Source organism: Blastococcus sp. SYSU DS0619, from assembly GCF_054051035.1.
Map to the genome: position 1 here is coordinate 93,117 of NZ_JBJHAM010000013.1, position 16,929 is coordinate 110,045.

The 16,929-nt window shown below is 73.2% G+C and carries 17 protein-coding genes and 1 tRNA gene; 7 read left to right on the top strand and 11 right to left on the bottom strand.

Annotation, left to right across the window (positions count from 1 at the left end; genetic code table 11):
• Positions 1 to 26: 26 nt before the first annotated feature.
• Positions 27 to 842: a zinc ABC transporter permease AztB gene (gene aztB, locus ACI79T_RS14815; RefSeq protein ID WP_456610839.1), complete on the bottom strand. Its 816-nt coding sequence runs from the start codon at positions 840 to 842 to the stop codon at positions 27 to 29.
• 48 nt (positions 843 to 890) lie between these two features.
• Between aztB and aztA the strand changes: the two genes are divergently transcribed.
• Positions 891 to 1,676, top strand: a complete 786-nt coding sequence (aztA, locus tag ACI79T_RS14820; protein WP_456610840.1) for a zinc ABC transporter ATP-binding protein AztA — start codon at positions 891 to 893, stop codon at positions 1,674 to 1,676.
• Here the strand turns inward: aztA and ACI79T_RS14825 are convergent.
• Positions 1,652 to 1,924 (bottom strand): GlsB/YeaQ/YmgE family stress response membrane protein, encoded by a 273-nt coding sequence (locus ACI79T_RS14825; protein WP_456610841.1) that lies wholly within the window; start codon positions 1,922 to 1,924, stop codon positions 1,652 to 1,654. The genes aztA and ACI79T_RS14825 overlap by 25 nt on opposite strands.
• 102 nt (positions 1,925 to 2,026) lie before the next feature.
• A complete protein-coding gene (locus ACI79T_RS14830) occupies positions 2,027 to 2,182 on the bottom strand; it encodes a hypothetical protein (RefSeq protein WP_456610842.1) in 156 nt (51 codons plus the stop codon).
• A gap of 216 nt (positions 2,183 to 2,398) precedes the next feature.
• Between ACI79T_RS14830 and ACI79T_RS14835 the strand changes: the two genes are divergently transcribed.
• Entirely contained in the window at positions 2,399 to 2,836 is a 438-nt protein-coding gene (locus ACI79T_RS14835; RefSeq protein ID WP_456610843.1) for a universal stress protein, read from the top strand.
• Positions 2,836 to 4,344, top strand: coding sequence for an alanine/glycine:cation symporter family protein (locus ACI79T_RS14840; RefSeq protein WP_456610844.1), 1,509 nt, complete (start codon positions 2,836 to 2,838; stop codon positions 4,342 to 4,344). The genes ACI79T_RS14835 and ACI79T_RS14840 overlap by 1 nt, the downstream gene beginning before the upstream one ends.
• A gap of 43 nt (positions 4,345 to 4,387) precedes the next feature.
• Here ACI79T_RS14840 and ACI79T_RS14845 read toward each other — a convergent pair whose 3' ends face one another.
• The 4 genes from ACI79T_RS14845 to ACI79T_RS14860 form a co-directional block, all read right to left on the bottom strand.
• Positions 4,388 to 5,023 carry a TetR/AcrR family transcriptional regulator gene (locus ACI79T_RS14845; protein WP_456610845.1) on the bottom strand — a complete coding sequence of 212 codons (636 nt, stop codon included), beginning with the start codon at positions 5,021 to 5,023 and terminating at the stop codon, positions 4,388 to 4,390.
• Positions 5,024 to 5,088: 65 nt separating this feature from the next.
• Complete coding sequence (locus ACI79T_RS14850; RefSeq protein ID WP_456610846.1) at positions 5,089 to 7,254, bottom strand: 3-hydroxyacyl-CoA dehydrogenase NAD-binding domain-containing protein; 2,166 nt, start codon at positions 7,252 to 7,254, stop codon at positions 5,089 to 5,091.
• A gap of 11 nt (positions 7,255 to 7,265) precedes the next feature.
• A complete protein-coding gene (locus ACI79T_RS14855) occupies positions 7,266 to 8,480 on the bottom strand; it encodes an acetyl-CoA C-acetyltransferase (protein WP_456610847.1) in 1,215 nt (404 codons plus the stop codon).
• Between the two features lie 50 nt (positions 8,481 to 8,530).
• Positions 8,531 to 9,673: an acyl-CoA dehydrogenase family protein gene (locus ACI79T_RS14860; RefSeq protein ID WP_456610848.1), complete on the bottom strand. Its 1,143-nt coding sequence runs from the start codon at positions 9,671 to 9,673 to the stop codon at positions 8,531 to 8,533.
• 151 nt (positions 9,674 to 9,824) lie between these two features.
• Between ACI79T_RS14860 and ACI79T_RS14865 the strand changes: the two genes are divergently transcribed.
• Together ACI79T_RS14865 and ACI79T_RS14870 are read left to right on the top strand one after the other, a co-directional pair.
• Entirely contained in the window at positions 9,825 to 11,612 is a 1,788-nt protein-coding gene (locus ACI79T_RS14865; RefSeq protein ID WP_456610849.1) for an AMP-dependent synthetase/ligase, read from the top strand.
• Between the two features lie 170 nt (positions 11,613 to 11,782).
• A complete protein-coding gene (locus ACI79T_RS14870) occupies positions 11,783 to 12,025 on the top strand; it encodes a hypothetical protein (protein ID WP_269191029.1) in 243 nt (80 codons plus the stop codon).
• A gap of 76 nt (positions 12,026 to 12,101) precedes the next feature.
• On the opposite strand, the gene ACI79T_RS14875 is transcribed toward ACI79T_RS14870, so the two are convergent.
• The 4 genes from ACI79T_RS14875 to ACI79T_RS14890 all read right to left on the bottom strand — a co-directional run bounded on the left by ACI79T_RS14875 (position 12,102) and on the right by ACI79T_RS14890 (position 15,194).
• On the bottom strand, positions 12,102 to 12,383 hold the full coding sequence (locus ACI79T_RS14875) for a ubiquitin-like small modifier protein 1 (RefSeq protein WP_456610850.1): 282 nt from the start codon (positions 12,381 to 12,383) through the stop codon (positions 12,102 to 12,104).
• A gap of 10 nt (positions 12,384 to 12,393) precedes the next feature.
• Positions 12,394 to 13,473 carry an exo-alpha-sialidase gene (locus ACI79T_RS14880; RefSeq protein WP_456610851.1) on the bottom strand — a complete coding sequence of 360 codons (1,080 nt, stop codon included), beginning with the start codon at positions 13,471 to 13,473 and terminating at the stop codon, positions 12,394 to 12,396.
• A gap of 67 nt (positions 13,474 to 13,540) precedes the next feature.
• On the bottom strand, positions 13,541 to 13,942 hold the full coding sequence (locus ACI79T_RS14885; protein WP_456610852.1) for a hypothetical protein: 402 nt from the start codon (positions 13,940 to 13,942) through the stop codon (positions 13,541 to 13,543).
• A gap of 79 nt (positions 13,943 to 14,021) precedes the next feature.
• The gene (locus ACI79T_RS14890; protein WP_456610853.1) at positions 14,022 to 15,194 is read right to left on the bottom strand and encodes a L,D-transpeptidase; all 1,173 of its coding nucleotides are present in this window, start codon (positions 15,192 to 15,194) and stop codon (positions 14,022 to 14,024) included.
• Positions 15,195 to 15,465: 271 nt separating this feature from the next.
• Between ACI79T_RS14890 and ACI79T_RS14895 the strand changes: the two genes are divergently transcribed.
• Both ACI79T_RS14895 and ACI79T_RS14900 read left to right on the top strand, forming a co-directional pair.
• Positions 15,466 to 15,541: transfer RNA gene (locus ACI79T_RS14895), tRNA-Lys, on the top strand.
• A gap of 118 nt (positions 15,542 to 15,659) precedes the next feature.
• Positions 15,660 to 16,817: an MFS transporter gene (locus tag ACI79T_RS14900; protein ID WP_456610854.1), complete on the top strand. Its 1,158-nt coding sequence runs from the start codon at positions 15,660 to 15,662 to the stop codon at positions 16,815 to 16,817.
• Positions 16,818 to 16,929 lie beyond the last annotated feature (112 nt).

Below are 16,929 nucleotides of genomic sequence, written 5' to 3' on the forward strand. Positions count from 1 at the left end.
CGGGACGAGCGGTGGATGCAGGGACGTCAGCGGGGCAGCGCGGCCCGGGCGGCGACGGAGAGCGCGACGAGACCGACCGCGCAGACGGCGATGGAGGCGCCGCCCGCCGTCCCGGTGTGCCAGGACAGGAGCAGCCCGGCGAGCACCGCGAGGGCGCCCAGCGCGGCGCCGAGCGCCATGGTCGAGGGCAGCCGGCTCGTCCACTGGCGGGCTGCGGCCGCCGGCGCGAGCAGCAGCGCCACCACCAGCAGCGTGCCGAGCGCCTGGTAGGAGGTGACGACCGCGGCGGTGACGACCAGGACCATCGCGACGTGCGCCGCACGCGGGCGCAGGCCCAGCGTGGCCGCGGTGCGCGGGTCGAAGGACAGCGCCACGAAGGACCGGTGGAATGCCGCGCACACCGCGAGGAGCAGGAGCAGCCCGACGGCGAGGAGCACGAGGTCGCCCGGGCGCACCGCCAGCACGTCGCCGAAGAGGATCGCCGTGACGTCGGTGGCGAACGACCGGGACCGGGAGACGATCAGCACGCCGAGAGCCAGCATCCCGACGAACAGCAGGCCGATGGCCGTGTCGTGGGACAACCGGGCCCGGCGGGCAACCACCCCCACGCCCACGCTCATCAGCCCGGCGCTCGCCGCGGCGCCCAGCAGCGGCGGCCAGCCGGCCAGTGCGGCGAGCGCGACGCCCGGGAGCATGCCGTGCGCGAGGGCCTCGCCGAGGAAGGCCATGCCGCGGACGACGACCCAGGTGCCGGCCACGGCGCAGGTCACCGCCGCGAGCACGCCGCCGAGGAGGGCCCGCTGCATGAACGGGAGGAGGAAGGGATCGGAGAGCCAGGCCACGGCGCCACCCTAGCGGGAATGATTATCACTACTGCTAGCGTCCCGGTCATGCCTGCGCCCGCCATCGACGTCGAGGGCCTCACCGTCCGCCGCGGCGAGACCGTCGCCCTCTGCGCGGTCGACGCGTGGCTGCCGGCCGGCGCGGTCACCGCACTGGTCGGCTCGAACGGCGCCGGCAAGTCGACCCTGCTCGACGTGCTGGCCGGCGTGCTCGAGCCCACCGCGGGCCGGGTGCGGGGGGCGGCGGGGCGGACGGTGGCCTACGTCCCCCAGCGCAGCGCCGTCCCGGACCAGCTGCCGCTCACGGTGGCCGACACGGTCACGATGGGCCGCTGGCGCGAGCGCGGCCCGTGGCGACGGCTGCGGACCTGCGACCGGGAGCTGATCGCCGCGGGCGCCGAGCGCCTCGGCATCACCGGGCTGATGCACCTGCCGCTGTCCGAGCTGTCCGGCGGCCAGCGCCAGCGCGCCCTGGTCGCCCAGGGGCTGGTCGCCCGCGCGGACGTGCTGCTGCTCGACGAGCCCACCGCCGGGGTGGACGCCGCGACCCAGGTGGCGGTGCTGCGGGCGCTGGCCGACGAGGCGGCGCGCGGCGCCGTCGTCGTGCACGCCACCCACGAGGTGTCCGCGGTCGCGAGCGCCGACCGGGTGCTGGCGCTCACCGCCGGCCGGGTGGACGCGGCCCTCAGCACGGTCCGAGAGCCACGGTGCAGCTGGTCGGCCGGGACCGATCCGCGCGCCCGGGACTCGCCCGAGACGCGAGAGGCCCCGGTCGGCGAACCGACCAGGGCCTCTCCGCGGCCGGCGCGTCAGACGCGGGTGCGCCGCCCGTAGGAGCCGGCCACGGCCGCCACACCGAGCGCCGCGAAGCCGACCTGCAGGGCCAGCTCGATCCAGTCGATGCCCGCTGTGTCGGCCACCCCCAGCGCACCGGCGACCAGGGTGCCGACGATCGCCGCGAGCACACCGATGAGCAAGGTCATCCAGATGGGGATCTTCTGCTTGCCGGGGACGACCAGCCTGCCGAGCGCACCGATGATGAGACCGATGACCAGCGCGGTGATGATGCCGGTGACCTCCATGCCGAGTTCTCCTCTCGTGGGGGAAGGCTGCCCGGCACGACACCTGCCGGTGCCCCGACGGCCGTCGGACGCCTCTCCGCGAGCCGCTGGTGACGCGGCAGGTCAGACCTTGGTGTTGCGCTTCATCCAGCCGTAGGCGGCGGTGGCCAGGAAGAGGACGACGCCGATGATCAGCAGCCAGAACAGCCCCTCGACCACGGCTCCGATGACGGCGAGCGCCAGCCAGACGACCAGCAGCAGTGCGATGACTCCGAGCACGGGCTTCTCCTTCTCGACGGATGTCGTGTCCCCCGCACCTACCCGGTCGGTACCGACCGTCACCCGGTCCGCGCCGATCGACACCCACCCGTGACGATCGGCGCGGTGGCAGTGCACCGCGCGCTGGATCGAGAACGGGGCCCTCTCGGCCTGCCGGGGCTACCGATGGGGGCTACGGTTCCCGCCACGTCGTCGTCGGCCGCCGGAGGTGCGCTCGTGCCCGATTCGATCGTCGTGGGTCTGGACGGCAGCGAATCGAGCGGCCGCGCCGCCGATGCCGCCGCCGACGCCGCCCACCGCCACGAGCTGCGCCTGGTCCTGGCGTGCGTCGTCCCCTGGTCGCCGTACTCCTTCACCACCGCGGAGGAGAACGAACGCCGCTCCGTGGAGAAGGCGCGGGAGACCGCCGCCGCCCAGGAGCGCGTGCTCGACCCGGTCATCGCCCGGCTCGCCGAGCCGGGGGATCTCCGGGTGGAAGGGGTGGTGCGGCACGGTCACCCGGCGGAGACGCTGGTGGCCCTGGCCCGCGAGCACGACGCCGCCTGGATCACCGTCGGCCGGGTCGGGCAGAGCCGGGTGCGCACCCTGCTGTTCGGCTCGACGCCGAGCAGCCTCATCCAGCTCTCCCCCGTGCCCGTCCTGGTGGTGCCGTGATGGGCGCCCCGTCCGGATCGGTCCTGGCCGCCAGCTTCGACGAGCGGGTCGACGGCTTCTTCGCGCCGGTCTTCGACGACATCACCTCGGTCGTCTTCTACGCGGTCCCGCTGAACTTCATCGCCGAGGGCGTGGAGCTCCCGCTCATCGTGGTCTGGCTGGTGATCGCCGGCCTGTTCTTCACGATCTACCTGCGCGGCTTCCAGTTCCGCGCCTTCACGCACGCGTTCCAGCTGATCCGCGGCCGCTACGACGACCCGCGGGACGCCGGCGAGGTCACCCACTTCCAGGCGCTCGCCACGGCCGTGTCGGGCACCGTCGGCCTCGGCAACATCGCCGGCGTGGCCATCGCGATCTCCCTCGGTGGGCCGGGCGCCACCTTCTGGATGATCATCGCCGGGCTGCTCGGCATGTGCACCAAGGGCGTCGAGTGCACGCTCGGGGTGAAGTACCGCAACGTCTACCCGGACGGCCGGGTCTCCGGCGGGCCGATGTACTACCTGACCAAGGGGCTCCGGGAGAAGGGCCCGCGGATGGGCACCTTCGGCAAGGTGCTCGCCGTCCTGTTCTGCATCTTCACCCTCGGCGGGGCCGTCGGCGGCGGCAACATGTTCCAGGCCAACCAGGCGTTCAACCAGGCGCAGTCGGTCACCGGCGGCGAGGACGGCCCGCTCGGGTTCGGGGCCGCGGGTGCGGTCTTCGGCCTCGTGCTCGCCGTCCTCGTCGGCGCGGTCATCATCGGCGGCATCCGCAGCATCGCCCGGGTCACGGACAAGCTCGTGCCGTTCATGGCGGTCTTCTACGTCCTCGCCTGCCTGACCGTGCTGTTCGCCAACCTCACCGATGTCCCGGCGGCGCTGTGGGCGATCCTCTCCGAGGCGTTCACCCCCGAGGCCGGCTACGGGGGCATCGTCGGGGTCCTCATCCAGGGCTTCCGCCGGGCCGCCTTCAGCAACGAGGCGGGGCTGGGGTCGGCGGCGATCGCGCACTCCGCGGTGAAGACCGACGAGCCGGCCACCGAGGGGCACGTCGCCGTCCTCGAGCCCTTCATCGACACGGTCGTCATCTGCACGATGACCGCCCTGGCCATCGTCATCACCGGCACCTACGCCGACGAGGACAGCGACGCGGGCGTGGAGACGACGTCGGCGGCCTTCGAGACGGTCGTCGACTGGTTCCCGATCGTCCTGGCCGTCGCGGTCATCCTCTTCGCGTACTCGACGATGCTGGCCTGGAGCTACTACGGCCTGAAGGCGGCGACCTACCTCTTCGGCGAGTCGATGGTCGTCGACCGGACGTGGAAGCTGGTCTTCTGCCTCTTCGTCGTCATCGGGGCGTCGTCCACGGTCGAGTCGGTGATCGGCTTCTCCGACAGCATGATTTTCCTGATGTCGCTGCCCAACATCATCGGGCTCTACATCCTGGCCCGGGTGGTCAAGGCGGAGATCAACGGCTACCGCGCCCGGGTGGAGAGCGGGGAGATCCTGCCGGTGGCCGAGCGGACCTGACCGCCGCCGCGCCGGGCAGCCGGCGGCTCCTGATCGATCGCCGTCAGGAGGCGGTGAAGGCCGCGATGATCGACTGCCAGTGCTCGACGTGCGGGCCGGTGCGCGGGGCGTCGGGCTGCAGCGCGTAGGTGAGCGCCTGGCCGCGCATCGAGGTGAGCAACACCTGGTAGACCGCCTCGGCCTGCGGGTGCCGCGCCACCTGCTCGCCGAACACCTCCATCGCCAGCGCCCGCAGCTGCGCGCCCAGCCGGCGTTCGTGCGGCAGCAGCGCGGCCCGCAGTTCGGCGTCGGTGCGGGCCGCGCCCCACAGCTCCATCGCCGCGACGAAGAGCTGGCCGTGGAACCGTTCCCAGATCAGCTCCACGCCCAGCCTGACACGGGCGGAGGACTCTGCCGGGAGGTCCGCGGCGGCCTGCCGGACGCTGGCGCTGAACTCCTCGTAGAGGTGGTCGACCGCCGCGAGCACCAGGTCGGCCTTCGCCGTGAACTGGTGGGTCAGCGCGCCACGGGAGACCCCGGCCCGGCGCTGCACCTCCTGGGTGGTGGTCCGCGCGTAGCCCAGCTCGACCAGCGACTCGACCGTCGCCCGCACCAGCGCGTCGCGCGTGCTCGCACGACGCTCGGCCTGGGTCCGGCGCACCGGAGCGGTGGTCACCTGCAACTCCCCGCTCTCGACCATGACCCGAATCGTAGGAAGCGGCGGGAGAGGGGCGCCGCCGGTGCGCGGCGCCCCGCTCCCCCTGTCTAGACCGCGGCGGCCGCGCGCAGGCTCCCGGCGGGAACCGCCCGCTCCAGGAGCAGCGCCGGCGGGCGGAACCGCTCGCCGTAGCGGTCGGCCAGCTCGTCGGCGCGGGCCACGAACCCGGCCACCCCGCCCTCGTACTGGTCGACGTACTGCAGCACGCCGCCGTACAGCGGGGGGAACCCGATGCCCATGATCGAGCCGATGTTGGCGTCCTCGACGGTGCGCAGCACCTGTTCCTCGAGGCAGCGCGCCGTCTCGACGGCCATGGCGAACAGCAGCCGCTCCTGGGCGTCGCGGAAGGGCACCGCACCCGCGGAACCGGCATCGCTCGCGGGGAAGAGCTCGGCCAGCCCGGGCCACACCCGCTTCTCCGGCTGCCAGTCGAAGAACCCCGCGCCAGCCGACTTGCCGGTGCGGCCGTGCTCGACCAGCGTCCGCAGCACCGCGACAGCCGGGTGGTCGTCGCCGGCGCCGGCCCTGGCCGCCTCGTCCCGGATCTTCAGCGGCAGGGTGAGCGTCACCTCGTCGAGCAGCGTCAGCGGACCGGCCGGGAAGCCGGCCTGCAGGGCTGCCCGCTCGATGCTCATCGGGGCGAGGCCCTCGGCCAGCAGTGCCGCGCCCTCCATGACGAGGGTGCCGAACACCCGGCTGGTGAAGAAGCCGCGGCTGTCGGAGACCACGATCGGCGTCTTGCCGATCTGCCGGACGACGTCGTAGGCGCGGGCCAGCGCCTCGTCCGAGGTTCGCTCCCCCACGATCAGCTCGACCAGCGGCATCTTGTCCACCGGTGAGAAGAAGTGCATGCCGACGACGTCCGCCGGCCGCTGCACGCCCTCGGCGAGGCCGGTGATCGGCAGCGTCGAGGTGTTGGACGCCAGCAGCGCACCCGGCGCCGCGTGCGCCTCGGCCTCGCTCAGCACCCGGTGCTTCAGCGCGGTGTCCTCGAAGACCGCCTCGACGATCACGTCGCAGCCGGCCAGGTCGGCGGCGTCGCCGGTCGGGGTGATCCGGGCCAGGAAGGCGTCGGCCTTCTCCTGCGCCATCCGGCCGCGGGAGACCTGCTTGCCCACCAGGGTCGCGACGTGCGCCTTCCCCTTCTCGGCTGCCTCGGTGCTGACGTCCTTGAGCACGACCTCCACGCCGACCTTGGCGAACGCGTGGGCGATGCCGGCGCCCATCATCCCGGCGCCGAGCACGCCGACCTTCGACGCCGTGACCGTCCGCTCGACCGCGGGGCGGGAGCCGCCGCCGTTGATCCGGTTCAGGTCGAACCACAGCGCCTGGATCAGGTTGGTGGAGACCTGGCCGACGACGAGGTCGACGAAGTAGCGCCCCTCGACGGTGAACGCGGTGTCGACGTCGACCTGGAGGCTCTCCACCGCGGCCGACAGGATCGCGTACGGCGCCGGGTACGGCGCGCCCTTGAGCTGCTTGGTCAGGTTGGCCGGGAACGCCGGCAGGTTGGCGGCCAGCGACGGCGACGACGGGGTGCCGCCGGGCACCTTGTAGCCCTTCGTGTCCCAGGGCTGCGCCGCGCCCCGGTTCGCCAGTACCCAGTCGCGCGCCTTCGCCAGCAGCTCGTCCGGGTCCGCGGCGGTCGCGTGCACCAGGCCCAGCTTGAGCGCCTTCTCCGGCCGCACCTGCTGGCCCTGCAGCAGCAGCTCCAGCAGCGCCGTCGTCAGCCCGAGCAGCCGGACCGACCGCACGACCCCGCCGCCGCCGGGCAGCAGGCCCAGCGTCACCTCGGGGAAGCCCAGCTTGACCTTCGGGTCGGCCAGGACGACGCGGTGGTGGCAGGCCAGCGCGATCTCCAGCCCGCCGCCGAGCGCGGTCCCGTTGATCGCCGCGGCCACCGGCAGGCCGAGGGTCTCCAGCCGGCGCAGCTGGCTCTTCACCAGCGTGACCTGGGCGAGGACCTGGTCGCGGGTCTCCGGCGTCGCCTGGATGAGGCTGCCCAGGTTGCCGCCGGCGAAGAAGGTCTTCTTCGCGCTGGTCAGCACGACGCCGCGGATGGACTCCTTCTCGCGCTGGAGCCGGTCGATCGTCTCGCCCATCGACCGCACGTACGCGTCGTTCATGGTGTTCGCCGACGACGCCGGGTCGTCGAGCGTCAGGACGACGACGCCGTCGGGGTCCTGCTCCCAGCGGATGGTGCTCTCACTCACTGCAGTGCTCCTCAGACTCGCTCGACGACGGTGGCGATGCCCATCCCGCCCCCGACGCACAGGGTGGCCAGGCCGTAGCGCAGGTCGCGCCGCTCGAGCTCGTCGACGAGGGAGCCCAGGATCATCGCGCCGGTGGCGCCCAGCGGGTGCCCCATCGAGATGGCGCCGCCGTTGACGTTGACCTGCTCGTGGTCGAAGCCGGTGTCGGCCATGAACCGCAGGACGACCGCGGCGAACGCCTCGTTCATCTCGACCAGGTCGATGTCGTCGACGGTCAGCCCGGCCTTCGCCAGCGCCTTGTGGGTGGCCGGCGCCGGGCCGGTCAGCATGATCACCGGGTCGGCGCCGGAGACGGCGGTGCTCACGATGCGGGCGCGCGGGGTCAGCCCGTTGCGCCGCCCCGCCTCCTCGGTGCCGACGACGACCAGCGCGGCGCCGTCGACGATGCCGCTGGAGTTGCCGGCCGTGTGCACGTGCTCGATCCGCTCGACCCAGTGGTACTCGTTCAGCGCGACGGCGTCGAAGCCGCCCATGTCGCCGATGCCGGCGAACGCCGAGGGCAGCGCGGCCAGCGACTCGACCGTCGTGCCGGGGCGGACCAGCTCGTCGGCGTCGAGGACGACGGTGCCGTTCTTGTCCGTCACGGGGACGACGGAGCCCTCGAAGTAGCCGTTGGACCAGGCCTTGGCGGCGCGGGCGTGCGACTCGGCGGCGTACGCGTCGACGTCCTCGCGGCTCCAGCCGGCGAGGGTGGCGATCAGGTCCGCGCCGATGCCCTGCGGCACGAAGCCGGTCCGCGCGGCGGTCTCGGGGTCCATCGGCCAGGCGCCGCCGTCGGAACCCATGGGGACGCGCGACATCGACTCGACGCCGCCGGCGAGCACCAGGTCCTCGAAGCCGGAGCGCACCTTCTGCGCGGCCAGGTTCACCGCCTCCAGGCCCGAGGCGCAGAACCGGTTGATCTGCACACCGGCCACCGTGTCCGGCAGGCCCGCCGCGAGCGCCGCCGTCCGGGCGATGACCGCGCCCTGCTCGCCGACCGGGGAGACGACCCCGAGGACGATGTCGTCGACCAGCTGCGGGTCCAGCCCGGGGTTTCGCCTCCGGACCTCGTCGATGAGTCCGGTGGTCAGGCTGATCGGCTTGACCGAGTGCAGCCCACCGGTCCTTTTGCCCTTGCCGCGCGGGGTGCGCACGGCGTCGTAGACGAACGCCTCTGTGCTCATGCTCGTGCCTCGGTGGCCATACGGGTCCTCTCGGGAGTTCGGATGGGAGGTCAGACGCCGAGCGAGCGGCCGACGATCTCCTTCATGATCTCGGTCGTCCCGCCGTAGATGGTCTGGATGCGCGAGTCGACGAAGGCCTTGGCGACCGGGTACTCGAGCATGTAGCCGTAGCCGCCGTGCAGCTGGAGGCAGCGGTCGATGACGCGCTTCTGCAGCTCCGTCGTCCACCACTTCGCCATCGCGGCGTCCTCGGCGGTGAACCGCCCGGCGTTGTGCTCGGTGATCGCCTTCTCGAGGTAGGTCTCGGCGATGGACACCTCGGTGTGCATCTCGGCCAGCTCGAACCGGGTGTTCTGGAACGTCCCGATCGGCTTGCCGAACGCGGTGCGCTCCTTGCAGTACTCGACGGTCAGGTCGAGCACGATCCGGGAGGAGGCGACGGCGCCCGCAGCGATGGAGAGCCGTTCCTGCGGCAGGTTCTCCATCAGGTGGAAGAAGCCGTGCCCCTCGGTGCCGAGCAGGTTGGCCGCCGGCACGCGCACCTCGTCGAAGAAGAGCTCGGCGGTGTCCTGCGCCTTCAGGCCGACCTTGTCGAGGTTGCGCCCGCGCTCGAACCCGGGCATCCCCCGCTCGACCACGAGCAGCGAGAAGCCGCGGGCACCGGCCTCGGGGTCGGTGCGGGTGACGACGATGACCAGGTCGGCGTTGATGCCGTTGGTGATGAACGTCTTCGACCCGGTGAGCACCCACTCGTCGCCGTCGCGGCGCGCCGTCGTCGTCAGCCCCTGCAGGTCGGAGCCCGCGCCCGGCTCGGTCATGGCGATCGCGGTGATGATCTCGCCGCTGACGACCCCGGGCAGCCAGCGCCGCTTCTGCTCGTCCGTGGTGAGCGCGGTCAGGTACGGGGCGACGACGTCGTTCTGCAGCGTGAAGCCGAGGCCGCTGGCCCCGACGCGGCTGACCTCCGCGGAGAGGATCGCGTTGTAGCGGAAGTCCTTGATCCCGCCGCCGCCGTACTCCTCGGGCACGTCCATGCCGAGCAGGCCGTGCTCGCCGGCCTTGAGCCAGACCGACCGGTCGACGACCCCGGCCTCCTCCCACGCCGCGTGGTGCGGGACGACCTCCTTGGCCAGGAAGTCGCGCAGCATGGCGCGGAACGCCTCGTGCTCGGCCTCGTAGAGCGCGGACTGCACAGCGGACCTCCGGAAGTCTGCGGATCACCCGGCGGTCACCCGCACGGGGAACCTCAACATACAGACCAGCCGTTCTGTTTATTTGTACGCGGCGTCACAGTAGTTTTGTCAGCCACGTCACAGTCGCTGAAGCCTCTGACAGGAGCCCGCCGTGCAGGAGTACTCCAGCCCCGCAACGTTCGAGATCCCGGCCACCGCCGCGCTGCCCGATGCCGTCACCGAGCACGCCGCCTCGTCACCGGACCGCGCGGCCTTCAGCCGCAACGTCGGCGGCAGCTGGGTGCCGGTGACCAGCCGGGAGTTCGCCGAGCAGGTCTCAGCGCTGGCCCGCGGCATGATCGCGGCCGGGGTGGGCGCCGGGGACCGGGTCGGCATCCTCAGCCGGACCCGGTACGAGTGGACGCTGGCGGACTACGCCATCTGGACCGCCGGGGCCGTCGCCGTCCCCATCTACGAGACGTCGTCGGCCGAGCAGGCGCAGTGGATCCTGTCGGACTCCGGCGCGGTGGCCGTGGTCGTCGAGACCGCCGACCACCGGTCGATGGTCGAGTCGGTGCGCGACGGCCTCCCCGGGCTGCGCGAGGTCTGGCGGATCGAGGGCGGGGACCTCGACAGCGTCGCGGCCCGGGCGGCGGAGGTGCCCGAGGAGCAACTCGCCGAGCGGCGCGCGACGCTGTCCACCGACACGCTGGCCACGATCATCTACACCTCCGGCACGACCGGGCGGCCGAAGGGGTGCGAGCTCACCCACGGCAACCTGCTGTACGTCGCCGAGCTGGCCCCGCAGGTCATCCCGGCCATGGCCGCCGAGAACGCCAGTTCGGTCCTCTTCCTGCCCCTGGCCCACGTCTTCGCCCGGATCATCGAGGTCGGCTGCGTGCAGAACGGGGCGCGGCTCGGCCACACCGCCGACCTCACCCAGCTGCTGGCCGATCTCGGCACGTTCCAGCCGACCTTCCTGGTCGCCGTCCCCCGGGTCTTCGAGAAGGTCTACAACGGCGCACGCCAGAAGGCGCACGCCGGTGGCAAGGGGGCGATCTTCGACCGCGCCGAGCGGGTCGCGGTCGCCTGGTCCAAGGCCCAGGACACCGGCGGCGCCGGCCTGGGGTTGAACCTGCAGCACAAGCTCTTCGACGCCCTCGTCTACGGCAAGCTCCGGGCGGCGATGGGCGGCAAGGTGGAGTACGCCCTCTCCGGCGGCGCCCCGCTGGGCGAGCGGCTCGGTCACTTCTTCCGCGGCATCGGCGTCACCATCCTCGAGGGCTACGGGCTCACCGAGACCACCGGGCCGAGCACCGTCAGCGGCCCCGATGCGATGAAGGTCGGCACGGTGGGCCGGCCGGCGCCGGGCTCGGCCGTGCGCATCACCGAGCACGGCGAGATCCAGGTGCGCGGCCCGCAGGTCTTCCGTGGCTACTGGAACAACCCGGACGCCACGGCGGAGACGATGCGCGACGGCTGGTTCGCCACCGGCGACCTCGGGGTCATCGACGACGAGGGCTACGTGACGATCACCGGCCGGATGAAGGAGATCATCGTGACCTCCGGCGGCAAGAACGTCTCCCCCGCCGTGCTGGAGGACAAGATCCGGGCGCACCCGCTGGTGAGCCAGTGCATCGTGGTCGGGGACAACCGCCCCTTCATCGGCTGCCTCGTGACGCTCGACGCGGAGGCGCTGCCCGGCTGGCTGGAGACGAAGGGCCGGCCGACGGACACCCCGATGCCCCAGCTGGTGGACGACCCGGAGGTGCTGGCGGAGATCCAGGCCGCGGTCGACCGGGCGAACGCGCAGGTGTCCAAGGCGGAGTCGATCAAGTCCTTCGCGGTCCTGCCGGTCGAGTGGACCGTGGAGGGCGGTCAGCTGACGCCGTCGCTGAAGCTGAAGCGCTCGGTCGTCATGAAGGAGTTCGCCGGCGAGGTGGAGAAGATCTACGCCTGAGCGCGCACGCCCGGAGAGCCCCCGCCCGCCTCGCGCGGGCGGGGGCTCTCCGGCCGTCCGGGGCACTTCCGGTGGCGTTTCCGGAACGGGTGGGACCGGTGTGACGGGTGCGGCCGACACGTGACCGGCGGTGGTGGCGCGGAGGGCGGAAGGCTCGGACTCTGGTCGGCATGACCAGCGTCTACGCGTACGGCACGGCTCACGCGGTCGTCATGGTCGGTTCCTTCGGGGCCGAAGGCCTGGCACCCCGGCAGATCGGCCCGGCGCACGCGACGATCGGCCGGGTGAGCGGGCAGAGCCGCAAGGCGCTGTGCGGCGCCTACGTCTCCATCGACGAGCAGCTGCCGTGGCCCCCGGAGGGCTACGAGGAGACCCAGCTCTGCCCGAACTGCGCCACCCTCGCCGCCCTCTGACCCCTCGCCTCGAGGCATAGGAAGCTATGCCTACGGGTTCGGGCGGCAAACCGCAGGCATAGCCTCCTATGCCCGGTCAGCCGCCGGCGACCGACGGCAGGACGTGCACCACCGCGCCGTCGGGCACCGCCGTCGCCAGCCCGCCCTGCCAGCGCACGTCCTCCCCGTCGACGTAGACGTTCACGAACCGGCGCACCGCTCCCGCCTCGTCCCGGATCCGGCGGCCGAGCACCGGGTGCGTCGCCGCCAGGGTGTCGAGCACCGCCGCCAGCGTGGCGCCATCGGGCCGGAGATCCAGGTGCCGGGCACCCCCGGCCAGGTCGGCCAGTGCCCCGGGCAGCACCACCTCGACGCTCATGCCGGCCTCCTCACCGCAGCCGCGCGGCCCGCACGACGAGCACGTCGGGCAGGTGCTCGGCCACGGTGTTGAACGTGTCGCCCTCGTCGGCGCTGGCGTAGACGCAGCCGTCCCGGGTGCCGACGTAGAGGCCGGTCGCCTCGTGGTCGTCGGTGCAGAACGCGTCCCGCAGCACCGCGGTCCAGGACCCGTCGGGCAGCCCGGCGCCCACCTCCGTCCAGCTGGTGCCGGCGTCCCGGGTCCGGTGCACGCGCAGCCTGCCGTCCGGTGGCACCCGCTGCACGTCGGCGACCAACGGCACCACCCAGGCGGTGCCCGGGGTGGTCGGCGAGGCGGCGATCGGGAAGCCGAAGTCCACGGGCAGCCCCTCGGCGATCGAGGTCCACGAGGCGCCGCCGTCGTCGGTGCGGAAGACGCCGAAGTGGTTCTGCGCGTACATCCGCCGCGGATCGCCGGCGTCGGCGGCGACCTTGTGCACGCACTGGCCGTACTCCGGCGGCTCCGGCAGGAAGACCGCGCTGATCCCGCGGTTGTGCGGCCGCCACCCGGTCGCGCCGTCGTCGCTGACGTAGACGCCGCCGGTGCTCATGGCGACGGTGACCCGGCGGGTGTCCGGGTCGGGGAGGACGGTGTGCACCGCGCCCCCGCCGGCGCCGGGCTCCCAGGTGGGCCGGTGCGGGTGGTCCCACAGCCCATGCACCAGCGCGAAGCTGCAGCCACCGTCGGTGCTGCGCCACAGCGACTGCGGTTCGCAGCCGGCCCAGACCACGTCCGGCCGGTCCGCGGTGTCGGGCCGCAGCTGCCACACCCGGCCGAGCGCGGCGCCGGTGTCGGCCGGGAAACGGATGGCGCCGGAGTCGGTCTCGTGCCAGCTGCTCCCGAGGTCGTCGGACCAGGTGACGCTCGGCCCCCAGTGGCCGTACTGCACCCCGGCCAGCAGCCGCGGTGCAGCCCGGCGGGTGTCGATCGACACCGCCGCGACCTCCTGCGCCAGCAGGTGCGGCCCGTCGAGGGTCCAGGTCCGGCGGTCGTCCTCGCTGCGGGCCAGCCACAGCCCCTTGCGCGTCCCGATGGCCAGCAGATCGGTCATTGCACCCCTCCGGTTCGGTGGTCCTCGGGGGTAGGACCGCCGGCGGGGCGGGAACTGAGCGGTGGGCTCAGCGGCGGGTGGCGCCGCCCTCGGGGTAGGGGTGCTGCCCGTCGGCGACGACGTCGGGCGCCAGCCGCTCGGCCTCGGCCCGCAGGTGCTCGGCGGCCGCGCGGTCCTCCTCGGCACCGGCAGCGCGGCGGCGGGCCTCCTGCTCGGCGCGCGCGGCGCGCTCCTGCACCTCGGCCAGCTCGCGCCGGGCGCGCGCGGCCTGCTCCTCGGCGAGGGCCTGCTCCCGGTCGGCGCGGGCCGCCCGGACCTGCGCCTCCTGCAGGTTCTCCCGCGCCTGCTGGCGATGCTCCGACTCCCGCCGCACGCGGGACACGCGGTGGCGCTTGGAGTACATAAGCGCCGCGAGGGCGATCAGCACCAGCAGCACGACGACGATCAGCACGATCAGCCAGGCGTCCACGACAACTCCTCCTCGGCGCAGCGGACGGAGGATGCCCCTGGTCAGGCGGGGGGAAACGCCGTCCCGCGACGGCGCGCCCTCACTTCAGGGCGCTGCCGGCCTGCCAGTCCTCCCAGGAGATCGCCCAGTCGTAGATGTCGCCGTCGGCGGCCGACAGCGTGGGCCCGAGGGAGTTCACGATCTCCACGACGTCGCCGGGCTGGGAGAAGTCGAAGAACCAGGCCGCGCGCTCGGTGGAGAGGTTGATGCAGCCGTGCGAGACGTTCTCCAGACCCTGCTGGGCGACCGACCACGGCGCGGCGTGCACGAACTCGCCGTTGTCGTTCAGCCGGACGGCGTACTCGACCGGCGTTCGGTAGCCGTTCGGGCTGTCCACCGGGGTGCCGTAGGTGCTCGAGTCCATGACCCGGTCCCGGTTGAGCTCGGTGACCACGTGCGCGCCGTTGCGGCTCGGGAAGTCGGGGCCACCGGCGCTCATCGGGAAGGTCTGCACCAGCTGGTCGCCGTCGTAGACCTCCATGGTGTGCGCGGCGGCGTCGGCGACCGACACGTGGCGCTCGCCGATCGAGAAGGACACCGAGCGGTCCTTCTCCCCCCACACGCCCTCGCCGAAGTCGACGCCGTAGAGGTCCGCGTCGAGGGTCACCTCGATGTTCTCCGGCCAGTACGTCGACGGGCGGAAGTGCACCTCGGTGTCGCTGAACCAGCTCCAGACCCCGTCGGTGGGCGTCGTGCTGGTCACCTGCAGGTGGCTCTCGACGGCGGCCTTGTCGGCCACCGGGTCGTCGAAGTAGACCCGGATCGGCATGCCGACGCCGACGGTCTGGCCGTCGAGGGGGCCGATGCCCGGGGTGGAGAGGGTCTGCGGGTCGACCGTGGTGAAGGTCGACGTCGCCGTCGTCTCCGCCGCGTCCTCGTTGGTGGCGGTCGCCGTGAGGGTGTAGCTCGTGCCGTAGGCCAGCGGCGTCTCCGGCGTCCAGACCTGCGCGCCGTCGTCCGCGGCGGCCGGCTGCTCGTCCTCCACGGCGCCGGGCACGGGCGCACCGGCGCCGTCGGTGACGGTCACCCCGGCCAGCTCCCCGTCGGTCACCGCGATCTCGAGCGGGACCACGGGTGAGACGTCGACCGCCCCGTCGGCGACCGCCAGCTCGACCGTGGCCGGCTCGGCGACGGTCTCCCGGTCGCCGGACCCGCCGGCGCCCTCGTCCCCGCCGCACCCGGCCAGGAAGACCAGCGCCCCGGTGGCGATCACTGCGGCTGTCCGTCGCACCTGTCCCGCCCCCTCTCCCCACCCCGCCCGGACCGGGGCGGGGACCATCCCCTCCAGTGTCCACGCAGCGACGACACCGGAGAGTGCAGTCGGTCACGACCCGCAGGCGGCATCCGGTCCCGGTCGTCCCACCCGGCACAGCAGGTGACAGCCGCACGGCGGAGCCGTGGCGAAGAGCACGCCACCCCGCCACCGGGATCCGGGGCCGGCGCTGGTATCGTTCTCCCTCGTTGCCCGGCACGCCGGGCACACCGCGCCATTAGCTCAATTGGCAGAGCAGCTGACTCTTAATCAGCGGGTTCGGGGTTCGAGTCCCTGATGGCGCACCACGATCGAGCAGCGGCTCCGCCCCTCCCGGGCGGGGCCGTTTCGTCGTTCCGGGCAGCACCACGGACGACGCGACGGACGCGGGACGGCGTCACCGGTCGCGGGCCGTAGGGTCGCCCGGTGATCTGGAAGCGCGCCGTCTTCGCGCTCTTCGCCGTGGCAGCGGGCACCAACGTCCCCACCCCTTTGCTGCTGGTCTACCAGGAGCGGCTGGACCTGTCGGCCGAGGTGCTCACGGCGCTGTTCGGCTGCTACGCCGCCGGGCTCGTCCCCGCCCTGCTGCTGGCCGGGCCGCTGTCCGACCGGCTGGGCCGCCGGAAGGTGGCGATCCCCGGCATCGTGCTGTCGGGGCTGGCGTCGCTCGCCTTCGCCGCGGCCGGCGACTCGCTGGTGCTGCTGTTCGGCGCCCGGTTCCTCCAGGGCGTGGTCAGCGGCATCGTCTTCAGCGTCGGCAGCGCCTGGGTGGGCGAGCTCTCCCGCGCGTCCGGGGAGGGCGCAGGTGGGCGACGGGCCGCCTTCGCCATGACCGCCGGGTTCTCGCTGGGCCCCCTCACCAGCGGCCTGCTGGGCCAGTACGCGCCGTGGCCCACCGTGCTGTCGTACCTGGTGCACACCGTGCTCGTCGCCGTGGGGCTCGTCTTCGCCCTGCGGCTGCCGGAGACGGTCGACCTGCAGCGGGATCGACCGACCGGGACGGAGCCGGCACCGGTAGCACCGCTGATCCGGCAGGGCGACGTCGCCCTGCTGGCCACCGTGCTGGCTCCCGTGGCGGTGTGCGTCTACGCGTTCCCGTCCACGATCATCTCCGCCGTGCCGCTGCTGGTGGACCTGCCCTACGGCGGTGTGGCGGTCACCGGCGTGCTGGCCGGCGTGACGCTGGGAGCCGGCACGGTCGTCGCCGGCCTGCAGCGCCGGCTGGGGACGTGGACGGCCGTCGTCGGCACCGCGCTCGGCACCCTGGGGTTCGCCGGTGCCGCCTCGTTCGCGGCGAGCGGCGCGCTGGCCTGGCTGGTCGTCGCCGCTCCGCTGCTCGGCGCGGGCGGCGGGCTGTGCCTCGCCGCGGGGCTCACGCTGGCTGCACGGCTGGCTCCGCCGGCCCGCCTCGGCACCCTCACGTCGCTGTTCCTGGCCTGCGCCTACCTCGGCTTCGCCGCACCGTTCGTCATGGCGGTGGCCGCGCGGGCGACGTCGGCGTCCGTACCGCTGGCCGTGGCGGCCGCGGTCACCGCGCTGCTCGCCCTCCGCCTGCTGCCGGTCGCCCGCGCCCACCGGTTGTGAGAACGCAGCGGCGGCCCCCCCCCCGCCCGCGCGGGGGGGCGCGGGACCCCCCGGGGCGGCCGCGCCCGGCGCCCCCTACAACCCCTCCAAACCAGACCCCAAGCCCCACGCG